23 protein-coding genes are annotated in these 20,159 nt (G+C 62.6%); 9 read left to right on the top strand and 14 right to left on the bottom strand.

Annotation, left to right across the window (positions count from 1 at the left end; genetic code table 11):
- The first annotated feature begins 3 nt into the window (after positions 1-3).
- From ACP15O_RS00685 to plsY, 5 genes are read left to right on the top strand one after another with little or no spacing between them, the layout of a single operon-like run.
- Positions 4-444, top strand: a complete 441-nt coding sequence (locus ACP15O_RS00685; protein ID WP_425094106.1) for a hypothetical protein — start codon at positions 4-6, stop codon at positions 442-444.
- On the top strand, positions 441-974 hold the full coding sequence (locus ACP15O_RS00680) for an aspartate carbamoyltransferase catalytic subunit (RefSeq protein ID WP_425094105.1): 534 nt from the start codon (positions 441-443) through the stop codon (positions 972-974). Before ACP15O_RS00685 ends, ACP15O_RS00680 begins: the two co-directional genes overlap by 4 nt.
- A complete protein-coding gene (locus ACP15O_RS00675) occupies positions 971-1,447 on the top strand; it encodes a YdbT family protein (protein ID WP_425094104.1) in 477 nt (158 codons plus the stop codon). The genes ACP15O_RS00680 and ACP15O_RS00675 overlap by 4 nt, the downstream gene beginning before the upstream one ends.
- Positions 1,444-2,724 carry a dihydroorotase gene (gene pyrC, locus ACP15O_RS00670; protein ID WP_425094103.1) on the top strand — a complete coding sequence of 427 codons (1,281 nt, stop codon included), beginning with the start codon at positions 1,444-1,446 and terminating at the stop codon, positions 2,722-2,724. Before ACP15O_RS00675 ends, pyrC begins: the two co-directional genes overlap by 4 nt.
- Complete coding sequence (plsY, locus tag ACP15O_RS00665) at positions 2,724-3,329, top strand: glycerol-3-phosphate 1-O-acyltransferase PlsY (protein WP_425094102.1); 606 nt, start codon at positions 2,724-2,726, stop codon at positions 3,327-3,329. Before pyrC ends, plsY begins: the two co-directional genes overlap by 1 nt.
- 227 nt (positions 3,330-3,556) lie before the next feature.
- On the opposite strand, the gene ACP15O_RS00660 is transcribed toward plsY, so the two are convergent.
- The 4 genes from ACP15O_RS00660 to ACP15O_RS00645 all read right to left on the bottom strand — a co-directional run bounded on the left by ACP15O_RS00660 (position 3,557) and on the right by ACP15O_RS00645 (position 7,176).
- The gene (locus tag ACP15O_RS00660; RefSeq protein ID WP_425094101.1) at positions 3,557-4,927 is read right to left on the bottom strand and encodes a glutamate--cysteine ligase; all 1,371 of its coding nucleotides are present in this window, start codon (positions 4,925-4,927) and stop codon (positions 3,557-3,559) included.
- Between the two features lie 62 nt (positions 4,928-4,989).
- Complete coding sequence (locus ACP15O_RS00655; protein WP_425094100.1) at positions 4,990-5,505, bottom strand: hypothetical protein; 516 nt, start codon at positions 5,503-5,505, stop codon at positions 4,990-4,992.
- Positions 5,496-6,446, bottom strand: coding sequence for a phosphotransferase (locus tag ACP15O_RS00650; RefSeq protein WP_425094099.1), 951 nt, complete (start codon positions 6,444-6,446; stop codon positions 5,496-5,498). Before ACP15O_RS00650 ends, ACP15O_RS00655 begins: the two co-directional genes overlap by 10 nt.
- Entirely contained in the window at positions 6,439-7,176 is a 738-nt protein-coding gene (locus ACP15O_RS00645) for a 16S rRNA (uracil(1498)-N(3))-methyltransferase (RefSeq protein ID WP_425094098.1), read from the bottom strand. The genes ACP15O_RS00650 and ACP15O_RS00645 overlap by 8 nt, the downstream gene beginning before the upstream one ends.
- A gap of 12 nt (positions 7,177-7,188) precedes the next feature.
- Here ACP15O_RS00645 and ubiA point away from each other — a divergent pair, with 12 nt between their 5' ends.
- From ubiA to ACP15O_RS00630, 3 genes are read left to right on the top strand one after another with little or no spacing between them, the layout of a single operon-like run.
- On the top strand, positions 7,189-8,160 hold the full coding sequence (gene ubiA / locus ACP15O_RS00640) for a 4-hydroxybenzoate octaprenyltransferase (protein ID WP_425094097.1): 972 nt from the start codon (positions 7,189-7,191) through the stop codon (positions 8,158-8,160).
- Positions 8,161-8,218: 58 nt separating this feature from the next.
- Positions 8,219-10,144, top strand: a complete 1,926-nt coding sequence (locus tag ACP15O_RS00635) for an OmpA family protein (RefSeq protein ID WP_425094096.1) — start codon at positions 8,219-8,221, stop codon at positions 10,142-10,144.
- On the top strand, positions 10,137-10,466 hold the full coding sequence (locus tag ACP15O_RS00630) for a hypothetical protein (RefSeq protein ID WP_425094095.1): 330 nt from the start codon (positions 10,137-10,139) through the stop codon (positions 10,464-10,466). Before ACP15O_RS00635 ends, ACP15O_RS00630 begins: the two co-directional genes overlap by 8 nt.
- Positions 10,467-10,485: 19 nt before the next feature.
- Here ACP15O_RS00630 and ACP15O_RS00625 read toward each other — a convergent pair whose 3' ends face one another.
- From ACP15O_RS00625 to pgsA, 3 genes are read right to left on the bottom strand one after another with little or no spacing between them, the layout of a single operon-like run.
- The gene (locus ACP15O_RS00625; protein ID WP_425094094.1) at positions 10,486-10,929 is read right to left on the bottom strand and encodes a molybdenum cofactor biosynthesis protein MoaE; all 444 of its coding nucleotides are present in this window, start codon (positions 10,927-10,929) and stop codon (positions 10,486-10,488) included.
- A gap of 1 nt (position 10,930) precedes the next feature.
- Positions 10,931-11,176 carry a molybdopterin converting factor subunit 1 gene (gene moaD / locus ACP15O_RS00620; protein ID WP_425094093.1) on the bottom strand — a complete coding sequence of 82 codons (246 nt, stop codon included), beginning with the start codon at positions 11,174-11,176 and terminating at the stop codon, positions 10,931-10,933.
- Positions 11,176-11,841: a CDP-diacylglycerol--glycerol-3-phosphate 3-phosphatidyltransferase gene (pgsA, locus tag ACP15O_RS00615; RefSeq protein WP_425094092.1), complete on the bottom strand. Its 666-nt coding sequence runs from the start codon at positions 11,839-11,841 to the stop codon at positions 11,176-11,178. Before pgsA ends, moaD begins: the two co-directional genes overlap by 1 nt.
- A gap of 209 nt (positions 11,842-12,050) precedes the next feature.
- Between pgsA and ACP15O_RS00610 the strand changes: the two genes are divergently transcribed.
- Positions 12,051-13,823, top strand: a complete 1,773-nt coding sequence (locus tag ACP15O_RS00610) for a histidine kinase N-terminal 7TM domain-containing protein (protein WP_425094091.1) — start codon at positions 12,051-12,053, stop codon at positions 13,821-13,823.
- On the opposite strand, the gene uvrC is transcribed toward ACP15O_RS00610, so the two are convergent.
- From uvrC to ACP15O_RS00575, 7 genes are all read right to left on the bottom strand, one after another.
- Positions 13,824-15,707, bottom strand: coding sequence for an excinuclease ABC subunit UvrC (gene uvrC / locus ACP15O_RS00605; RefSeq protein WP_425094090.1), 1,884 nt, complete (start codon positions 15,705-15,707; stop codon positions 13,824-13,826).
- A 299-nt stretch (positions 15,708-16,006) separates the two neighbouring features.
- Entirely contained in the window at positions 16,007-16,786 is a 780-nt protein-coding gene (locus ACP15O_RS00600) for an SDR family oxidoreductase (protein WP_425094089.1), read from the bottom strand.
- A gap of 16 nt (positions 16,787-16,802) precedes the next feature.
- Positions 16,803-17,747, bottom strand: coding sequence for a calcium/sodium antiporter (locus tag ACP15O_RS00595; RefSeq protein ID WP_425094088.1), 945 nt, complete (start codon positions 17,745-17,747; stop codon positions 16,803-16,805).
- A gap of 3 nt (positions 17,748-17,750) precedes the next feature.
- Positions 17,751-17,918 (bottom strand): hypothetical protein, encoded by a 168-nt coding sequence (locus ACP15O_RS00590; RefSeq protein ID WP_425094087.1) that lies wholly within the window; start codon positions 17,916-17,918, stop codon positions 17,751-17,753.
- A 1-nt stretch (position 17,919) separates the two neighbouring features.
- The gene (locus ACP15O_RS00585; protein ID WP_425094086.1) at positions 17,920-18,714 is read right to left on the bottom strand and encodes a S49 family peptidase; all 795 of its coding nucleotides are present in this window, start codon (positions 18,712-18,714) and stop codon (positions 17,920-17,922) included.
- A gap of 111 nt (positions 18,715-18,825) precedes the next feature.
- Positions 18,826-19,341, bottom strand: a complete 516-nt coding sequence (locus ACP15O_RS00580; protein WP_425094085.1) for an SRPBCC family protein — start codon at positions 19,339-19,341, stop codon at positions 18,826-18,828.
- 198 nt (positions 19,342-19,539) lie between these two features.
- Positions 19,540-20,067, bottom strand: a complete 528-nt coding sequence (locus ACP15O_RS00575) for a DUF4142 domain-containing protein (RefSeq protein ID WP_425094084.1) — start codon at positions 20,065-20,067, stop codon at positions 19,540-19,542.
- Between the last annotated feature and the right edge of the window lie 92 nt (positions 20,068-20,159).

Below are 20,159 nucleotides of genomic sequence, written 5' to 3'. Positions count from 1 at the left end.
GACATGTACGGATCCCTGACCCCCACGTATGACCTTCTGCACGGCGAAGAGCTGCTGACCCAGATCCACCCGGACCGGGCCACCTATTGGCGCGATCACGCCTGGATGGCCGCGATTGCGATGGCCGCAGGCATGGCGATCTTGTTTTTCATGGGCAATCCGCATGTCTGGACCGGCGCCATTGGCGGGCTGGCGGCGATTGGTGTGCGGGCCTTCTATGTGGCCTCGGATGAATTAAAGGCCCGCTGGGATCTGACAAACCAGCGCCTGATGGGCCCGCAGGGGCGCGCGGTGCGCCTGTCCGAAATCAAGGAATTCCGCACGCTGGGATCGGCGCTTCAGATCATCACCCTGTCCGGCGACAAGCACCTGCTGAAATACCTGGCCGACAAAACCGCCACCCGCGCCGTCATCCAGCGCGCCCAGGCCGGAGGCCGCCCATGAGCACCGGCTGGCAGGACATCCTGAACGAGGGCGAGGAAATCCTGTGGCAAGGCCGCCCCAGCACCGCGCCGGTGATCAGTGCCCCGGCTTTGGGCAGGCTGGTCTTCGGGCTGTTCTTTGCCGGGTTTGCGCTGTTCTGGATGATCATGGCCTCGCTGGGGGGCGGGTTTATGTGGATGTTCGGGCTGCTCCATTTTTCGGTCGGGATCGGTGTGATGGGCAGCGGTATGTTCTGGCCGGGGATCAAGGCCCGCTACACCTGGTATTCCCTGTCCAATCAGCGCGCCTTTGTGGCCACCGATTTCCCCTGGGCCAGCCGCCGCCTGAACAGCTATCCCATCGGCGCGCAGACTGCCCTGACACTGGAGGACGGGCCCTTCAAATCGGTGCTGTTTGCCACCGAGGATTACCGCGTGAAGGGCCGCACCCGCACCCGCCAGATCGGATTTCACCGTATCGACGACGGGCGCGCCGTCTATGACATAATGCGCGACATGCAGCGCGCCGACCGGCAGGAGGAACGCACATGACGCTGTGGTCGCAATCCTTGGCGCAGGTCTATCGGCGCCACCCGCTGGCGCTGCTGACCTCGGGCCGGCTGGCGCATCTGGCCGGGCTGGCGGGGCTGATCTGGCTGGCGCTTCAGGACCGGCTGCATATGCCGGCGCTGATCGGGCTGGCCGGGCTGTGGCTGGGGCTGGTCGCGCTGACAGCCGCGTTCAAATGGGGCTTTAGCCGCCACCGCACGCGCTATGCGCTTACTCAGACCGGCATCCTGTCAACCCAGGGCCAGATCGAACAGAAGCTACCCTTCGGCGAAAACGCCGATTATACCCTGACCCGAGGCCCCCTGCGCCGCCTGCTGAACCTGCCCGCCGTTCTGCACCTGAAAGGCCAGCAAAACGTGATGCGCAGCTGGACCGTCGTCTGGCCCATCGCCGACACGCATATTGACGAGCTGCGCCAGACTCTGGACAGCGTGCTCAAAGGAAAACGCTCATGACCACGACGCTGATCACCAATGTCCACATGATTGACCCGCAGGCCAGCGCGGTCGCGCATGGCTCGATCCTGCTGCAAGACGGTAAAATCGCCGCCCATGGCGCGGAAATCGCCGTGCCCGAAGGCGCCCGCGTTCTGGACGGGCGCGGCAAATACCTGGCGCCGGGGATCGTAGACATCGGCGTGAAAGTCTGCGAGCCGGGCGAGCGTCACAAAGAAAGCTTCAAATCCGCCGGGGCCGCCGCCGCCGCCGGGGGCGTCACCACCATCGTTACCCGCCCCGACACGCTGCCCGCCATCGACAGCCCCGAAACGCTGGAATTCGTCACCCGCCGCGCCCAAGAGGCCGCCCCCGTGCACGTCGTTCCCATCGCCGCGCTGACAAAGGCCCGCGAAGGCCGCGAAATGACCGAGCTGGGCTTCTTGCTGGACGCCGGTGCCGTCGCCTTTTCCGATGGCGATAACGTGATCACCAACACCAAGGTGTTCAGCCGCGCGCTGGCCTATGCCAAATCGCTGGACGCGCTGGTGATCGCCCACCCCCAGGAACCGATCCTGTCCAAGGGCGCGGCGGCGACCTCGGGCAAATTCGCATCCCTGCGCGGCCTGCCCGCCGTCACCCCCATGGCGGAACGCATGGGCCTGGACCGCGACATCGCCCTGCTGGAAATGACCGGCGCGAAATACCACGCCGATCAGATCACCACCGCCCGTGCCCTGCCCGCCCTGGAACGCGCCAAGCGCAACGGGCTGAACATCACCGCCGGCACCTCGATCCACCACCTGACCCTGAATGAGCTGGACGTCGCCGACTACCGCACCTTCTTCAAGGTCAAACCGCCCCTGCGCAGCGAAGAAGACCGCCTGGCCGTGATCGACGCCGTGCGCGGCGGGCTGATCGACATCATCAGCTCGATGCACACCCCGCAGGACGAAGAATCCAAACGCCTGCCCTTCGAAGAGGCCGCCTCGGGCGCGGTAGGGTTGGAGACCTTCCTGCCCGCCGCGCTGCGCCTGTATCACGCGGGCGATCTGACCCTGCCGCAACTGTTCCGCGCCATGTCGCTGAACCCGGCCAAACGCCTGGGCCTGCCCGGCGGCACATTGGCCACCGGCGCCCCCGCCGACCTGGTGCTGTTCGACGCGGACGCGCCCTTTGTCATGGACCGCACGAAACTGCGCTCGAAATCGAAAAACACCCCCTTTGACGGCGCGCGGATGCAGGGCAAAATCCTGGCAACCTTCGTGTCCGGCACCCAAGTCTTCGGAGAGCTGTGATGCCCGAGATAACCTCTGCCCCAACCATCCTGCTGCTCTGGGCCGTGATCGGCTACGGCCTGGGCGCGATCCCGTTCGGCATGGTGCTGGCCAAACTGATGGGGCTGGGCAACCTGCGCACGATCGGCTCGGGCAATATCGGCGCCACCAACGTGCTGCGCACGGGCAATAAGCTGGCCGCCTTCCTGACCCTGCTGCTGGACGGAGGCAAAGGTGCCGCCGCCGTCCTGCTGGCCCGCGCCCTGGCCGCCGAGGACGCCGCCCAAATCGCCGGCGGCATGGCCTTCCTTGGCCACTGCTTCCCCGTCTGGCTGAAATTCAAAGGCGGCAAGGGCGTCGCCACCTTCCTGGGCCTGCTGCTGGGCCTGGCCTGGCCCGTCGGCCTGGCGGCCTGCGCAACCTGGCTGGTGACAGCACTTCTGGTGCGAATCTCGTCCTTCTCGGCCCTGATGGCAGCGGCCACGTCAACCATGTGGATGGTGCTGCTGGGCCAAGGCAACATGATCGCTCTGGGGATTGTGCTGACCCTGCTGATCTTCTGGACACACCGCGCCAATATCACCCGCATCCGCCAAGGCTCCGAGCCGAAAATCGGTCAGAAATAATCTGCGCGGAAACGCCCCACCGCCACCGCCCACGCACGAGGACAACCCATCGATATGAGTATTTGGATCAGAAAGAAGCCAGCAGAACAGCGCCCCAGCTTCTTTGCTCTGAAAATACTCAATGCCGCACAGCAGCCATAACACCGCGCGTTTTTTGTGGTGCGCAGCGCTAATCACACAAGACCCTTAAAGCGCATTAGATAATGCGCCCAAGAGCAAGGCCATAGTTAGTAGCTATACTCTTTGTAGATCTGGCTCAGATCGCCGTTCCAATCGCCATTATAGCGTTCCAGAAGTTCGTCGGCCGGGGTCATGCCGGTTTCGATACTGTCCTCAAGCGCGTGCAGGAAGTGGCGTTCGTCTTGGACCATGCCTCCTAGGCCGCAGCGTTGGCGGGCAATCAGGCCCTTGCGCGAGATGTCCAGCACCTCGGCGGCCAGGTCAATCATCCGGCGTCCGCCGACGATGGCTTGCAGGCCGCGGACGCTGGCTTCGACGCGCCAGGCCTCGCGGGTTTCGGCATCCCAGTGTTTCACCAGATCCCAGGCCGCATCCAGGCCGCCTTGATCGTACATTAGCCCCACCCAGAACGCGGGCAGCGCGCAGATCCGGCGCCAGGGGCCGCCGTCGGCGCCGCGCATTTCCATGAATTTCTTGATCCGCGCTTCGGGGAAAATCGTGGTCAGGTGGTCTGCCCAATCAGAGAGGGTGGGCGTTTCGCCGGGCAGGGCCGGCAGCTGGCCCTTCATGAAATCGCGGAAGGACTGCCCCAAAGCGTCGATATATTTGCCATCTCGATAGACAAAATACATCGGCACATCCAAGGCATAGTCCACGTATTGTTCGAACCCGAAGCCTTCGTCGAACACGAAGGGCAAGGTGCCGGTGCGGGCCGGATCCAGATCGCGCCAGATACGCGAGCGCCAGGATTTATGACCGTTCGGTTTGCCCTCGAAGAAGGGCGAATTGGCGAAAAGCGCCGTTGCCACCGGCTGCAATGCCAGCGCCACACGGAATTTCTGTACCATGTCCGCCTCGGACCCGAAATCGAGGTTCACCTGCACGGTGCAGGTTCGGTACATCATGGATTTGCCCATGGTGCCGACGCGATCCATATAGGCGTTCATCAGCTTGTAGCGGCCTTTGGGCATCATCGGCATCTGATCATGCGTCCAGACCGGGGCGGCGCCCAGCCCGATAAAGCCGACGCCCACCTTATCGGCGATGTCTTTGACGTCGCGCAGGTGCTGGTTCACCTCGTCGCAGGTCTGGTGGATCGTTTCCAGCGGCGCGCCCGAGAGTTCCAGCTGACCGCCCGGTTCCAGGCTGACATTCGCGCCGTCCTTTTCCAGGCCGATCAGTTTTCCCGCCTCTTCGAGCGGGGCCCAGCCGTGCAGATCGCGCAGCCCCTCCAGCACCGCCAGAACCGAGCGTTCGCCCTCGTAAGGGATTGGTTTCAGGGTATCTTTGCAATATCCGAATTTTTCGTGCTCGGTGCCGATGCGCCAGTCGTCTTTGGGTTTGCAACCGGATTCCAGGTATTCTGCCAGCTGGCTCATATGCTCGATCGGCCCGCCGCCGGACTGGGGTATGGACATGTCTCGCTCCGGTTCTTTTATCCCTCAGGTCCGGCCAGAATTGAGCGCTATTCCCGGCAAAGTCAATGCAGGCGGGCGGCGTTTCGCTGCCAGATCACGACATCGTTGCCCTGCGGGCGGTTCAGATGGCGCAGCAGGGCCTGCATGTCCATCCCCGGCAGGTTGGCAAAAACATCGAACAGCGCCTGCGCGCCGCTGGCATCCACGGGAATCCACAAGGGCGGCATCCCGGCGCCGGACAGGCTCCACAGGCGCGGGCCCCGATCCTGCTGCGTCAACCGGACCGAGCGCAAGGCGCTGATCGGCAGCGAGGCCCCGCCATGCGCGGCCATATAGCGGATTTCACCCTCGTCTACCTCGACATGGCCGACACCGAATTCCCCGCCCCAGAACATCGCCCGCCGAATGGCCAAAAGGGCGAAACTGGTGCTGACAATCGCCAAAAGCACGCCGAACCAGCGGAAAATGCCCAGCCCCGTCAGCGCCAGCCAGACACCGCCCGCGCAGAAAAGCACGGCAATCCCCGGCTCGGCCCAGCGTTTCAATTGCCGCGCGGCATTTGGGCGGATCAGTGACATGCGGTCTCCAGTTCGGACAGGCACTCGGCCAGGCGCGCGCGGGCATTTGGCGGGCCGGCCCGATCCGGATAGGACGTCACAAAGCGGCGCAGAAACTGCTGCCCCACAAAATACGGCAGGGCGGATTGCAGCTCTGGCATAGGAAGGATCTGCGCATCGGTGAAAACGTGCAGATCATCCGCGTCCAGCCCCCATTTCCGCGGCACCTGCCGGTGTGCATAAAGATCCTTGGCCACCAGAAACCGCGCCATGATCCGCGCCAGGGGAAAGCGCGCGCCCCCCTGAATATCGACTGCCCAGATCGTCTGCCCGTCGCTCATCATATTGACCGGAGCGAAATCTCCATGCGCAACCGTATGGGTCAGATCGCCCCCCCGGATACGTTTGCCGAACCGTTTGAGGGCAGCCAGAAGCGCCAAAGACAGCTGCCGGTCCTCAGGGGGCAGCGCCTCCAGATTCAGCCCTTCAAGCTGGCGGGCCATCCGGGTGCCACCCAGCCGTTTTTGCTGCGCCCGCAGAGGCGCGACCGTGGCCAGCCAGTTGGCGGCCAGCGCGATGCTGCGCCCGCGCGCATCCGGATCGTCCGATTTTATCAGCTTGCTCAGCCGCTGACCGGGGGCTTTTTCAAGCACGGCCAATCCCGCCTCGGGCAAGGTGGTCAGCAGCCGGTTTACCCGGTACGCCCCCTGCCCCAAAGCGCCGTCCAGATAGAGCAGCTCTTCGGACATGCGCGCCAGAATTTGCGCGGCGTCCGGCGTAAAGAACTGTTTGAAAACGGCATCTTGTCCTTGGAAAACCCCCGCAAAAACCGCTGAGTCAGTGCCCAGTTTAAGCACCTGCGCCACCTCGGCGCCTGCACCGAACCGGGCTGTCAAAGCCGCCTGAACCTCTTCGGCGCGGCGACCGCCCTGCAGCAGCCGCTCGAACAGGTCGTCAGCCATGCCAATCCCCCAAGGCCTGCTGCCAGACCGTCAGCGCCGCCACCGCCGCCGTATCGGCCCGCAAAATCCGAGGCCCAAGGCTGACAACATGGGTAAAGGGCAAAGCGTGCAGGCGCTGACGTTCGGCGGGGGAAAAGCCGCCCTCGGGGCCGATCAGAATGGCCCAGGGCCCACTGGCCCTGCCGGCCCGCGCGGCGCTGAACATCTTGTCCGAGCCCACCTCGGCCTCATCGCAGAACATCAGCTGACGGTCCTCGGGCCAGTCGGCCAACAGCCGGTCCAGCCGCTGCAAACCCGTCACTTCGGGCACATAGGTGCCGCCGCATTGCTCGGCCGCCTCGACGGCATGAGCCTGCAGGCGGTCCTGCCGGATGCGATCGGAATTGGTATAGTCCGTCTGCACCGGCACGATCCGCGCAGCCCCCATTTCAGCCGCCTTTTCCACGATGAAATCGGTGCGGGCCTTCTTGATCGGGGCGAACAGCAGCCACAGATCGGGGGGCATCTGCAAGGGGCGAGTCTGATGCTGGCAGGTCAGCGCGCCGCCGCGTTTCCCGGCCTGAGCGACCTGGGCCAGCCATTCGCCATCGCGCCCGTTGAACAGCGCCACCTGCGCGCCCACCTGCTGACGCATCACGCCAAACAGATAATGCGCCTGGTCGCGGTCCAAGGGAACCGTTTGCGCCTCCCCCAGGGGATGCTCTACATAGAGACGGATCTTCGCAGTCATGGACACATTCTTATGCCCGAAACGCCCCATATGCCAGAGCCCGAAGGCCAGGTTTCTGACGCCGTGAAAGGCAATTGGGTGGATCATCTGGCCCCCGAGCCCGCGCGCCCCTATCTGCGCCTGTCGCGGGCGGATCGCCCCATTGGCACCTGGCTGCTGCTGCTGCCCTGCTGGTGGGGGCTGGCGCTGGCCATTTTGCATGATGGGCAGCCGCGCTGGTTCGATCTGTGGATTTTCATCGCCTGCGGCATTGGCGCCTGGCTGATGCGCGGCGCGGGCTGTACGTGGAATGACATCACCGACCGGGATTTCGATGGCGCGGTCGAGCGCACCCGCTCGCGGCCCATCCCCTCGGGGCAGGTGAGCGTGAAACAGGCAGCGGTGTGGATGATCGCTCAGGCGCTGATCTCCTTTGCGATCCTGCTGACATTTAACGGCCCGGCGATTGCGATGGGGGTCATTTCCATCCTGCCGGTGGCGGTCTATCCCTTTGCCAAACGGTTCACCTGGTGGCCGCAGGTGTTTTTGGGGATCGCGTTCAACTGGGGCGCGCTGCTGGCCTGGGTGGCACATACCGGATCGCTGCATCCGGCGGCCATCGTGCTGTATCTGGGGGGGATTGCCTGGACGCTGTTCTATGACACGATCTACGCCCATCAGGACAAAGAGGACGACGCGCTGATCGGAGTGAAATCCACAGCCCGCCTGTTTGCCGAAAACACACCGCAATGGCTGCGCCGGTTCCTGATTGCCACCGTGCTGTTGATGGCCGCGGCGGTCCTGCTGGCCATGCGCGGGCAGGCCGATCAGCCCTTTGCCATTCTGGTGGCCCTGCTGGCGCCCTGGGCGATGGGGGCGCATTTGGTGTGGCAAATGCGCGTTCTGGACATCGACAACCACGAGATTTGCCTGAAACTGTTTCGTGCCAACCGCGATACAGGTCTGATCCCTCTGCTGTTTTTCGCCGGTGCGATGCTCCTGTGATTGCACCCGCGTGCCCTTGCGCCTAAACAAACGGCACCAGAACTTCTGACAGGCCACAATGCGACTATCATCTTTAGCCACAATTTCCGCGACCTTTGGGGTGGCTGCGGGCCTTTGCCTGATCGGCGCGGGCTTTGCCGTGAATGTGATCGAGGACAATTCCGAACTGGGTGTACGCCGCGCGCTGGACGCCCGCGATCTGCACTGGACCGAGGTCCACGCCAACGGGTTGCAGGTGTTCCTGACCGGCACCGCCCCCTCCGAGGCGATCCGCTTTAACGCGATCACCACCGCCGGCACCGTTGTGGATGCAGCCCGCGTGATTGACAACATGACCGTCAAGGCCACCGATCAGCTGCATGCGCCGCGTTTCTCGGTTGAGATTTTGCGCAATGACACGGGCGTTTCGCTGATCGGGCTGGTGCCTGCGGAAACGGATCGCAGCGCGTTGATGCAGAACATCCATCCGCTGGCCGCAAACGGACATGTGACCGACCTGCTGGAGACCGCCGACTATCCCGTGCCCGAGGGCTGGGAGGACGCGCTGCAATATGCGCTCAAGGCGCTGAAGTCCCTGCCGCGCAGCAAGGTCTCGGTTGCGGCGGGCGCGGTTGAAATTCGCGCCATGTCCGACAGTGCCGAAAGCAAGCAAAAGCTTGAGGCGTCTTTGCAGCGTTTTGCCCCCGGCGACATGGATCTGATGCTGGAAATCACCGCCCCGCGCCCGGTGATCACGCCCTTTACCCTGCGCTTTGTGATGGACGGCTCTGGCCCGCATTTCGATGCCTGCTCGGCGGAAACCGACGCCTCGCGCGCGCGCATTCTGGCCGCCGCGCAAAAGGCCGGTCTGACAGGCGATGTGGATTGCACGATCGGGCTGGGCGTGCCCTCGCCCACATGGGCGCAGGCGGTGGAAACCGCGATTGCTGCGCTGACCGATCTGGGCCAGGGGTCTATTACTTTCTCGGATGCGGATGTGACGCTGGTCGCCGCCGAGGGCACCGCCCAGGGCCTGTTCGACCGCACCGTCGGCGAGCTGGAAAACGCCCTGCCCGAGGTTTTCGCCCTGCACTCGATCCTGCCGGTTCCGGAAAAAACCGATGCGGCCACCGAAGTGCCCGAATTCACCGCCACCCTGTCCCCCGAGGGGCTGGTGCAGCTGCGCGGGCGCCTGAATAACGATCTGACCCGCACCGCCGCCGAAACCTTTGCCAAGGCCCGGTTCGGCAGCGCGCAGATCTACAACGCCGCCCGCCTGGATGACACGCTGCCCAGCAGCTGGAGCCTGCGCACCCTGACCGCGCTGGACGGGCTGTCGCAATTGTCGAACGGCTATGTTTCGGTCACGCCGACGCTGATCACCCTGTCGGGCAAAACCGGCAACACCGACGCCAAAGCCGAAATCGCCCGGCTGTTTTCAGAAAAACTGGGCGAAACGGAACGCTACGCGCTGAAGGTGGACTATGTCGAGGCGCTGGACCCGGTTGCCTCGATTCCGACGCCCGATGAATGCGAGGCCGAGATCGCCGAGATCCTGAAAACCCGCAAAATCAACTTCGAGCCCAGCTCGGACAAGCCCGATGCCGAGGCGGCGGGCATTCTGGATGACATCGCCGAAATCCTGAAGGAATGCGGTGAAATCCGCATGGAAATCGCCGGGCACACCGACAGCCAGGGCCGCGAGGAAATGAACCTTGCGCTTAGTCAGCGCCGCGCGCAGGCCGTGCTGAACGCATTGCGCGCGCGCCGGGTGCTGACCAGCGCCTATATCGCGCAGGGCTATGGCGAAGCCCGCCCCATCGCCGATAACGACACAGCCGAGGGGCGCGACGCCAACCGGCGCATCGAATTCAGCCTGATCCGCCCCGAACCTGTGGCAGAACAGGAAACCACTCTTGAATCTGTCGCCAAATCCGCCGATGAACAGGCCCAGCAAGTCGACCCCGCGGATGCCGCTGCGGAAGGAGGATCAAACGATGAATAGGCTCCAATTTATTATCGCGACGGCGATTGTCCTGTTCATCGCGTTTTGCCTGGGCTGGTTTGCCAATTGGCTGATCCACCGGTTTACCCGCGTGTCCAAATCCGACATGGGCGAGCTGGAAAAGATGGCACAAGAGCTGCACGAGGCCGAGGAAACCCGCGATCAGGCGATCACCTATCTGCAACAGCGCGAGGCCGAGCTGACCAACCAACTGGCCCAGGCCGAGGCAGAACTGACCGCAACCATGGATGGCCTGCGCGAAGCCCGGCACGAGGCCGAGGAACTGCGCGCCTATGTTGAAAAGGTCAACGCACCCAGCTGATCTCGGCGGGCTGCGGGGATCACCAGCGGTTTAGCGCGTCCTCATCGGCGTCTTTCGCGGCCACCCAATCGGCGCCCGTATCGGTGAATTCCTTCTTCCAGAAGGGCGCGCGGGATTTGAGGTAATCCATCAGGAACTCGGCGGCCTCGAACGCGTCCTTTCGGTGACGCGCGGCCGTGGCCACCATCATGATCCGCTCTTGCGCAGTCATCGGCCCATAGCGGTGGATGATCAGCGCATCGCCCAAAGACCAACGAGTGCGCGCGTCGGCCTCGATCTTCTCCAGCGCCTTTTCGGTCATGCCGGGGTAGTGCTCGATAACCATCCGGTCCAGCCTGTCCCCCGGCAGATCGCGCACGATGCCGGTGAAGGTCACCACCGCGCCCATATCGGCCTGGGCATTGGCAAAAGCCTCGGTCTCGGCCCCCAGATCAAAGGCGGCTTCCTGCACGCGGACGGCCATCTCAGCCCCCGGTCATGGGCGGGAAAAACGCCACTTCGCGCACGCCCTCCAGCGGGGCGTCGAATTCGGACAGTTCCTGATCCAGCGCCACCCTGAGCGCGCCAAGATCGGCAAAGGCCGCCGCATAGCGCGGTTCACGCGCGCGCAGCTCGGCCACCAGATCGTTCACCGTGGCCGCGCTGGTCTGCACCGTTTCGCGCGGCAGGCCGATGCGTTCACGCACCCAGGCGAAATACAAGACATCCATCACGCGTCATCCTTTAGAAAGGGCAGCGCCTTGCGGAAATATTCCCAGCCCGTCACCACCGTCAGCACCGCCGCCAGCCAGAGCAAAACCAGCCCCGCATAGCCGCTGTACATCATGCCCTGCATTTTCCAGCGCAGCCCGTGCAGGTCTTCTTCGTGCCCGTCCAGAATATCCGCAACCAGCGCTTCGTCCATGCCGTAGATGGACATGCCCAGATAATGTTCGAACACGCCTTGCAGGAACAAAATCGCGATCGCCACCATCTGAAAGGTCGTCTTCCACTTGGCCAGTTTCGTCACCTTCAGCGTGCCCGCCGTATCGCCCAGGAATTCGCGCAGGCCTGACACGAATACCTCGCGGAACAGGATGAAGGTCGCCGGCAGCACCAGCCAGGGCGACATGGACGAATAGCCCACGATCACCATCAGCGCGATCACCACCATCGCCTTATCGGCAATCGGGTCCAGCATCGCGCCCAGCTTGGTTTCCTGCCCCCATAGCCGCGCCAGATAGCCATCGAACCAATCCGTCGCCGAGGCCCCCATGAACAGCGCCAGCGCCAGCCAATCGGCATAGGGGCGCTGAAAATACAGGAACATCACCGCCACACCGGGGGCGGCCAGCAGACGGATCACCGTCAGGATATTGGGGATAGTCCAGGTCATGTTGCCTAACTACCCGGTTCGCGCGCCGCTGGAAAGCATCCTTTGGACGGGTGCGGAAGGATGCCACGGGGGTGGGCTTTTCCTTGGGAACAGCCCGTTACAGCCCAAGTTTTGACACATAAACAATCTTTAATTGAATCACTTCAATTCGCACACACACCGCCCGCAACGTCGGGCAGATTGAGGCAGAGGCCCTGGCATTGACCTGTTTGGCACCACATATTTTTGACCTGCCCGTCATCGCGACGCTGGTGGTATTCGGCGCCTCCGCGATCTTTGCGGTCTGGGTTCGGCTGAACCACCAGTTTGCCGGCAAGCGCGCCTTCATGGCGGCCGAGCTGGGTATGCTCTGGTGGTTGCTGACCGCCGCGATGGAGCTGTCCAGCGATTCGCTGGGATGCAAGATCTTCTGGAGCCAGGCCGCCTGGCCGGGGATCGTGCTGATGCCCTCGGCCTGGACGATGTTCCTGTTTCACTATGTAATCGGGCATGATGCGACGCTGCCGCGCCTGAGGGCTTTCTCGTTGTGGGTGGGGCCCGGCCTGATCGGGCTGGTGGCGCTCAGCAACGATTTTCACCACTTGCTCTATACCGAAAACACGCGTCTGGCGCAGGTCAATGGCCGGATATCCGGGGTCTATGATCACGGCCCGCTTTTCTATATCGCGGTCTCTTACGTGTATGCGTTCATGCTGGCCAGTGTTGGCATCGCACTGACGGCGATGCGGCGCGCAATGCCCGCGTTGCGCCCGTTCTTTGTGATGACCCTGCTGATCACCCTGGTGCCGATTGTGGCCAATCTGGCCTATATCCTGGGCGGCGTCACCCTGTTCGGCTTTGACCCGACGCCGTTCATGTTCTCATTCGTTCTGATCGCTTTTGGCTGGCTGGTGGTCAACAATCAGATGATGGATATCACCACCATCGCGCGCGATCTGCTGTTCCGCAGCACCGATAGCCCGATCCTGATTTTCGATGACGCGGGCACCCTGTCCGGCATGAACCGCTCGGGGCGTATCCTGCTGCAACGCAAACATCGCAAGATCGGCACGGACCTGCGCCTCCTGCCCAAGATCGGCCCCCTGATTTCCCATGTCGTGCTGAGCGGGCGGCTACCGGGGAACCCTGTCATAACATGGGACGGGCACACTTATGATCCGCGGCTGACCCCCCTGCCCAGCCCGATCAATCCCGATGGCCCCGCGGTGGGCTGGACGCTGGTCTTTATCGACATCAGCCAGCAAAAGGCGCAGGCCGACCTGATGGCCCAGGCCGCCGCAGAGGCCGAAGCCGCCAGCCACGCCAAATCTGATTTTCTGGCCACTGTCAGCCACGAATTGCGCACACCGCTGACCTCGATTCAGGGGGCGCTGGATATCGTTCAGATGACGGCAGAGGATAAACTGCCCGAGCAAACCGCGCAGCTGATCTCGATCGCGGCGAATAACACACGGCGCCTGAAAATCCTGATCGACGATCTGCTGGACCTGCAAAAAATGGAACAGGGCCTGATGGAATTCCAGATGGAGCCGCTGGATCTGGTCCCCCTGATCCAAGAGGCCATCACCGCAAATCAGGGCTATCTGGACGGCTACGGAGTCGCCGCCCGCGCCGAGCTGCCCAAAGGCCCCTGCCGGATCACCGGCGATCAGAAACGCCTGATGCAGGTGATGGCCAATCTGATGTCCAACGCGGCCAAATTCTCGGATAATGGCAAAACCGTGGATATCGCGCTGCGGCAAGATCAGGATCATGTGGCGATCATGGTCAAGGATCACGGCATCGGCATTCCGCCCGGCAGCGAAGAAAAGGTTTTTGGGCGTTTCAGCCAGGTGGATTCCGCAGCCACACGCGCGCGCGGCGGATCGGGGCTGGGGTTGAACATCACCCAGGAAATTCTGGAAGCCCACAAAGGCACGATTCGCTACGAAAGCACCCTGGGACAGGGCACCACCTTTATCGTTTCCCTGCCTGCGGCCTGATCAGCCCTTTTCGTGGAAAAACCCATAGATCGTTTCGGCCAGCGCGCCTGAAATTCCTTCGACCGCTTTCAGATCCGCCAGATTGGCGCGGCTGACCGCCTTGGCCGAGCCGAAATGCGCCAGCAGCGCCTTTTTGCGCGCCGCGCCCACGCCCGGCACCTCGTCCAGCGGCGTGGCGGACACCGCCTTGGCCCGCTTCGCCCGATGCGTACCAATGGCGAACCTGTGCGCCTCGTCCCGCAGACGCTGCACAAAATAGAGCACCGGATCGTTCATCCTGAGCGCAAAGGGCCGCGTGCCGGGGCGGTGGAATTCTTCCTTACCGTGATCACGATCCACGCCCTTGGCGACGCCGACCATGGGAATATCCTCGACCCCGAAATCCTGCATGATCTGCAAAACCGCACTGACCTGCCCGGCCCCGCCATCAATCAGCAGCAGATCCGGCCACAGCCCCTTGTCCCGGTCCGGATCGTCCTTGAGCAGGCGTTTGAAGCGCCGCGTCAGCACCTCTTTCATCATACCGAAATCGTCGCCCGGCGTCAGATCCTGGCCGCGGATGTTATACTTGCGATACTGGTTCTTCATGAACCCGCCCGGCCCCGCCACGATCATCGCGCCCACCGCATGAGCGCCCTGAATATGCGAGTTGTCATAGACCTCGACCCGCTGCGGAGGCCCGTCCAGACCGAAGGCCTCGGCCAGTCCTTTCAGCAGCTTGGCCTGAGCCGCCGATTCCGACATCTTCCGCCCCAGGCTTTCGCGGGCATTTCGGGCGGCACCGGCGACCAGCTCGGCCTTTTCGCCCCGTTGCGGCACCAGCAGTTCCACCCTGCGGCCCCGCTTTTGTGTCAGGGCCTGCTCCATCAGGTCCGCGTTTTCGATCGGGTGGGACAGGATCACCTGTTTGGGCGGCTCCTTGGTGTCATAGAACTGGCCCAGAAAGGCCTCCAGCACCTCGGCCGCTTCGATTTCGGCGCCGACACGCGGGTAAAAATCGCGGTTCCCCCAGTTCTGACCGGCCCGGATGAAAAACACCTGAACGCAGGCCTGCCCGGTCTCCAGATGCAGCGCGATGATGTCTGCCTCGGATACGGTGTGCGGGTTGATCCCCTGCGCGGTCTGCACCTGAGTCAGCGCCCGAATCCGATCACGCAGGGCGGCGGCGCGTTCAAACTCCATCGCCTCCGAGGCCTCGGCCATCTGCGCGGCCAGGGCCTCTTGGATCTCGGTGGAGCGCCCCGACAGAAACCGCCGCGCATCCTGAACCGAAGCGGCGTAATCCTGGGGGCTGATTTTCCCCACGCACGGCCCCGAGCACCGCTTGATCTGATATTGCAGACAGGGCCGCGTGCGGGTTTCAAACTGCGAATCCGGACAGTCGCGCAACAAAAACACCCTTTGCAACTGGCTCAGCGTGCGATTCACCGCCCCCGCGCTGGCAAAGGGGCCATAATAGGCGCCTTTTTCCTTTTTCGCGCCGCGGTGCTTCTTGATCTGGGGATAAGGATGCCCCGTCGTCACCAGAATATTCGGAAAGGATTTGTCGTCGCGCAGCAGCACGTTATAGCGCGGCTTCAACTGCTTGATCAGGTTCTGCTCCAGCAGCAGCGCCTCGGTTTCCGTTTTCGTGGTCAGAAACATCATCGAGACCGTTTCGCGGATCATCCGGGCGATCCGTTCGGAATGCCCCGAGACCCGCGCATAGTTCGACACCCGCGCCCGCAGGTTGCGCGCCTTGCCCACGTAAAGCACCCGCGCCTGGCCATCCAGCATCCGGTACACCCCCGGCGAGCTGTCCAGCGTTTTCAGATACGACTGGATCAGAGCATGGCCCGTCAGCGGCGTTTCGTGCGAATCTTTGGAGGCGTCCTGGTCAGTCATGGGGCAATTGTTCTGATTCTCGCGCGGGCTGCAATCTTTGCCCCTCCAGAGCAAGTGAGAAAGAACCCACTGAAACTGTGGATAACTCTGAAGATAACTTGTAGGTATCCGCGATTTTTCCTTGTTTCCCGCCAGTTTCGGCGATTTGCACAAAAATTAGGCAGATGTATAACCTGCTGTAAAGTATGAATAATTTTTTGAACGCTCAGCAAAACATTGAAATCATTAGGCTTTTTGTAACGCTTTCGTAACGTCCGCGTGAACGGTGCACAACTCTCGAAAGGAGAGGCGGGGGAATGCTACTCGACGCCCAGAATGTCGGGGGTTTTCCACCCAAGGTGCTGGCCGCCATCCACGCAGATCACCTGCCCCGTGACCGCCGGGGAATCCAGAAAAAACCCAAGCGCCGCAGTGATATCGTCCGGGTTTGCGCCGCGCTGCAAGACCGTGTTCTGGCGCTGTTTCTGGAAATGTTCAGCCGTCTGCCGACCGCCTTGCAAGGTCGGCCCCGGCCCGATCCCATTCACCCGCACGCGCGGTGCCAGCCCCTGCGCGGCGGTCTGGGTAAAGGCCCACAGCCCCATTTTAGCCAGCGTGTAGGTCATGAATTCGGGCGTCAGTTTGTGGATGCGCTGATCTAGCATATTGATCACCAACCCCTGCGCCACGGGTTCATTGGCGGCATCCAGGGCGGGCTCGGGGATATGCTGCGCCATGGCCTGAGTCAGCACGAAAGGCGCGCGCAGATTGGATTCGAAATGCCTGTCCCAACTGGTGCGGCTGGCGGTCTCCAGCCGGTCATATTCAAAGATCGAGGCATTGTTGATCAGACAGGTCACAGGCTGGCCGAAATGCGCGGCGACAACCGGCAAAAGCGCATGAACCTGCGCCTCGTCCAGCAGATCCGCATGGAACGCGTGGGCCCGGCGGCCCATCGCCTGAATGACCGCGACAGTATCCTGCGCGGCCTCTTCGGAACTGGCGTAATGCACCGCGACATCCCAGCCGCGTTTTGCCAGATACTCGGACATGGCGCGGCCCAGACGTTTCGCGCCGCCGGTCACTAAGGCAAGAGGCATCCGCTTTCCTTCAATGTCAGATCAACACCACAATTACATAGGCCAGATACAGCCCGGTCAAGATCACCCCCCAGGCCCGCGTGATATCGCGCTTCATGAACACGAAGGGGAACAGCAGCACCGACGCGCCCAGCATCACCCACAAATCGAACCTGAGGAATGCAGGATCCACGGGGATCGGCGCCACAAGCGAGGCAATCCCGATGATCGCCAGCAGATTAAACATGTTCGACCCGATCACATTCCCCAGCGCCACATCCGCCTGCCGGCGCAGCGCCGCCATCACGGTTGTCGCCAGCTCGGGCAAGGACGTGCCAAGAGCAACAAGCGTCAGCCCAATAACGGTTTCGCTGACACCAAAAGAGCGGGCGATATTCACAGCGCCCTCCAGCAGCAGCTGCGCCCCCAGTGGCAGGCCGATCAGACCCAGCGCCAGGAACATGCAGATTTTCCACCAGGGCATGTCGGGATCGGCGCCCTCGGGCTCTTCCAGCTCGGCATCCTGCCCCGCTGCCCGGTGCGCGCGCGCATCACGGACCGCATCCAGCAGCACCAGGGCCAACGCGGCCAGCAGGATCAGGCCGGTGGCAATGTTGAACTCTCCCAGAAAGGCCAGACCGATAAACAGGACCGAACCGGCCAGCATCATCACATAGCTTTTGCGGGATTCGCAGGCGCCGGTGTGCATGGTTGCCAGCAGCGCAGGCACCCCCAGCACCAGCAGGATATTCGCCGTGTTCGACCCCACCACATTGCCCAGGGCAATGCCCGGCACGCCCTCCAGCCCCGCAGTGATCGAGATCAGCAACTCCGGCGCCGAGGTGCCGAAGGCCACGATCGTCAGGCTGACGATCAGCGCGGGAATACCCACACGCAAGCTGAGGTTCACAGCCCCTTTGACCAGCGCATCCCCCGCCAGAAGAAGGATCACAAGCCCCACAGCAGCAAACAGCCAGTCCATGTCTTAGCGCACTCCCTTGCGGCAGGGGCACGGGCCCTTGCCGATCTTGAACCGGCCGCAATCGGGGCAGCGGGCGGATTGTAGTTTCTTTTGACCGGGAAAGCGCATCTTTCCAAAAATGGCAAGCACCGCCATGCCGATCAGAAAAAAAGAGATGATCTTGAAAATCACGTCAGAGGCCAAAACGCGCATAGGCCGCGCGCTCCTCGATCCCGGCCAGGGCATCCTGGGTCAGCTGCGCGCCGAAGCGTTGCAAAAGCCCGCGTTTGCGGCCGTAGCGCAGGAATTTGACCTTCTCGCCATATAGCTCTTTCAGCTTGGGTTCGACATGGGCCAGCCCGTCGATCAGCCCCAGCGCCTGCGCCTTTTCGCCCAGCCAGACGCGGCCGGTAAACAGGTCAGGGTTATCGCTCAGCCGGTCCGCGCGGCGGGTCCGCACGTAGGTTTCAAACCCTTTGTGCATGTCGCCCAGGATTTCCTTCATGCGGTCCACGTCCTCGGGGGTTTCGGGCTTGAACGGGTCCAGCATGGATTTGGATTTCACCGAGGTATAGACCCGCCGTTCGATCCCGTGTCTGGCGATGAATTCATGCGCGCCAAAGCCCGATGAAATCACCCCAATGGATCCGACAATCGAGCCATAATCCGCCCAGATCTGATCCGCTGCGGCGGCCAGCCAATACCCGCCCGAGGCGGCAACGTCCTCGATAAACGCATGAACGGGGATGTCTTTTTCCTCGGACAGACGGCGGATTCGGGCGGCAATCAGCGCCGATTGCACGGGCGAGCCACCGGGCGAGTTGATGATCAGCGCAACGGCCTGGGGTTTCCCTTTGCGAAAGGCCCGCTCGATCACGGGGGCCAGGACGGCATCATTGAGCGGCGCGCGCCCCGTGCCGATCACACCAGACAAACGCAGCACCGCCACGCGCGGCGGCGACTTCAGAAAAGGAATGAAACGCTTCATAAAGGCCCATTTAGAATGCTCGGGCGTCACAAACAAGGCACGCAGCGGCAAACTGCCCCCGGCCCGCCCCAGAATTTTCGGTTCCGTCACGCAATCCGGGAAAAGCGTGGCTTATTTGCCGCGCAGTTTGCGAAACCAGCCTTTGGGTTTCTCGTCATCGGCGGCAGGCACGTCCGTGTCCTCGGCCCCCTCCAGCGCCTCTTGGAAACGCTCAAAGAACTGGTCGGCCATCTTCTTGGCGAAACTGTCGATCAGGCGGCTGCCCAGTTGCGCCAGCTTGCCGCCGACCTTGGCCTCTACCGCATAGGTCAGGCGCGTGGCCCCCTCATCGACATCCGCCAGCGTCACCCGAGCACCGCCCCTGGCAAAGCCAGCCGCGCCGCCTTTGCCCTCTCCCGAGAGGGTCAGGCTTTCGCCCTGGATCATATCGGACAGGGTGACCGTGCCTTTGAATGTCGCCTTCACCGGGCCGACTTTCTGCACCACCGTGGCTGCGAACCCCTCCTCGGGCGAGCCCGTGACCTCTTGTGCGCCGGATACGCATTCTTTCAGAACTTCGGGGCTGAGCAATGCGGCCCAAACCGTGTCGCGATCCGCCCGGATCACCCGTTCGTCATTCATTTCCATGGCTGTTTCCTCGCTCTCCTGTCCGGGCAGGCTAGCGCAGGTTCCAACGAAGCGAAAGCCGCGGCCTGCTTCTGGGCCGTTCTTGGGCCGCACCCATCCGCGCGGGCGCCGCATCCTCCGGAAAGCGTCCAGCCCCTTTGTGGGAAATCTTCTGCCGTGTTGAATGCCCCCGCCGGGTGGCCCGGCGCGGACAATCGGTCAGTCCACCGAAACACCCAGCGTGCCTGCGGCCTTCTGGTTCACCTCAAGATGATGGTAGAACGCCGGCAGGACGGCCTGGAAATGCGCCCGCAGACGGGGATCCTCGGCCTCGGGGATCAGCAGGCCTTCGACCGCCTGAATCGCGGCGGTGTGAAAGGCGATCTCGTGCCGCAGATAGGCCGCATCGAAGGCCGCGCCCTCCAGCCCGCGCAACTGCATGATCACGGTGTCATGATCCTGCGCGGCCTCAATCCGGGCGGGGGGCAGAACGGGCTGAACCCCCATCTCACTGGCCAGTTGATGGATCGCCTGACGCACCCCCGAATGATCGCCCGACACCATGCTGCCAATCGCGCGCACATCGTCCGAATGGCCTTTGAGCTCGCCCAGCAAGGCCGTCTCGATATCGAAGCTATTCACCTGACTGTAGATGCCAATAATCTGCGCATCGCTAAGCATTTCCCCCGCATAGACAGGGGCGGCCAAGGCAAGCGCCACCACTGAACCCAAGAATTTCCGTTTCATTTCAGTCTCCTGATACGTTTTGAATGACAGCATCCTGGGCCGCGCGCCAGAAAAAGAGAAATCATATGAAAAAATATGATTGATAGATAAGT

Source organism: Youngimonas ophiurae (nom. illeg.) (assembly GCF_049803795.1).
Taxonomy (GTDB): Bacteria; Pseudomonadota; Alphaproteobacteria; order Rhodobacterales; family Rhodobacteraceae; genus Thalassobius.
Note: the sequence above shows the minus strand (reverse complement) of the source record. Positions and strands in the feature narration are given on the sequence as shown.

Excerpts from the sequence above, each read along its gene's own strand:
- ACP15O_RS00685 (WP_425094106.1), top strand. The coding sequence starts at position 4 with ATGTACGGATCCCTGACCCCCACGTATGACCTTCTGCACGGCGAAGAG.
- ACP15O_RS00680 (WP_425094105.1), top strand. The coding sequence starts at position 441 with ATGAGCACCGGCTGGCAGGACATCCTGAACGAGGGCGAGGAAATCCTG.
- ACP15O_RS00675 (WP_425094104.1), top strand. The coding sequence starts at position 971 with ATGACGCTGTGGTCGCAATCCTTGGCGCAGGTCTATCGGCGCCACCCG.
- pyrC (WP_425094103.1), top strand. The coding sequence starts at position 1,444 with ATGACCACGACGCTGATCACCAATGTCCACATGATTGACCCGCAGGCC.
- plsY (WP_425094102.1), top strand. The coding sequence starts at position 2,724 with ATGCCCGAGATAACCTCTGCCCCAACCATCCTGCTGCTCTGGGCCGTG.
- ACP15O_RS00660 (WP_425094101.1), bottom strand. The coding sequence starts at position 4,927 with ATGTCCATACCCCAGTCCGGCGGCGGGCCGATCGAGCATATGAGCCAG.
- ACP15O_RS00655 (WP_425094100.1), bottom strand. The coding sequence starts at position 5,505 with ATGTCACTGATCCGCCCAAATGCCGCGCGGCAATTGAAACGCTGGGCC.
- ACP15O_RS00650 (WP_425094099.1), bottom strand. The coding sequence starts at position 6,446 with ATGGCTGACGACCTGTTCGAGCGGCTGCTGCAGGGCGGTCGCCGCGCC.
- ACP15O_RS00645 (WP_425094098.1), bottom strand. The coding sequence starts at position 7,176 with ATGACTGCGAAGATCCGTCTCTATGTAGAGCATCCCCTGGGGGAGGCG.
- ubiA (WP_425094097.1), top strand. The coding sequence starts at position 7,189 with ATGCCCGAAACGCCCCATATGCCAGAGCCCGAAGGCCAGGTTTCTGAC.
- ACP15O_RS00635 (WP_425094096.1), top strand. The coding sequence starts at position 8,219 with ATGCGACTATCATCTTTAGCCACAATTTCCGCGACCTTTGGGGTGGCT.
- ACP15O_RS00630 (WP_425094095.1), top strand. The coding sequence starts at position 10,137 with ATGAATAGGCTCCAATTTATTATCGCGACGGCGATTGTCCTGTTCATC.
- ACP15O_RS00625 (WP_425094094.1), bottom strand. The coding sequence starts at position 10,929 with ATGGCCGTCCGCGTGCAGGAAGCCGCCTTTGATCTGGGGGCCGAGACC.
- moaD (WP_425094093.1), bottom strand. The coding sequence starts at position 11,176 with ATGGATGTCTTGTATTTCGCCTGGGTGCGTGAACGCATCGGCCTGCCG.
- pgsA (WP_425094092.1), bottom strand. The coding sequence starts at position 11,841 with ATGACCTGGACTATCCCCAATATCCTGACGGTGATCCGTCTGCTGGCC.
- uvrC (WP_425094090.1), bottom strand. The coding sequence starts at position 15,707 with ATGACTGACCAGGACGCCTCCAAAGATTCGCACGAAACGCCGCTGACG.
- ACP15O_RS00600 (WP_425094089.1), bottom strand. The coding sequence starts at position 16,786 with ATGCCTCTTGCCTTAGTGACCGGCGGCGCGAAACGTCTGGGCCGCGCC.
- ACP15O_RS00595 (WP_425094088.1), bottom strand. The coding sequence starts at position 17,747 with ATGGACTGGCTGTTTGCTGCTGTGGGGCTTGTGATCCTTCTTCTGGCG.
- ACP15O_RS00585 (WP_425094086.1), bottom strand. The coding sequence starts at position 18,714 with ATGAAGCGTTTCATTCCTTTTCTGAAGTCGCCGCCGCGCGTGGCGGTG.
- ACP15O_RS00580 (WP_425094085.1), bottom strand. The coding sequence starts at position 19,341 with ATGGAAATGAATGACGAACGGGTGATCCGGGCGGATCGCGACACGGTT.
- ACP15O_RS00575 (WP_425094084.1), bottom strand. The coding sequence starts at position 20,067 with ATGAAACGGAAATTCTTGGGTTCAGTGGTGGCGCTTGCCTTGGCCGCC.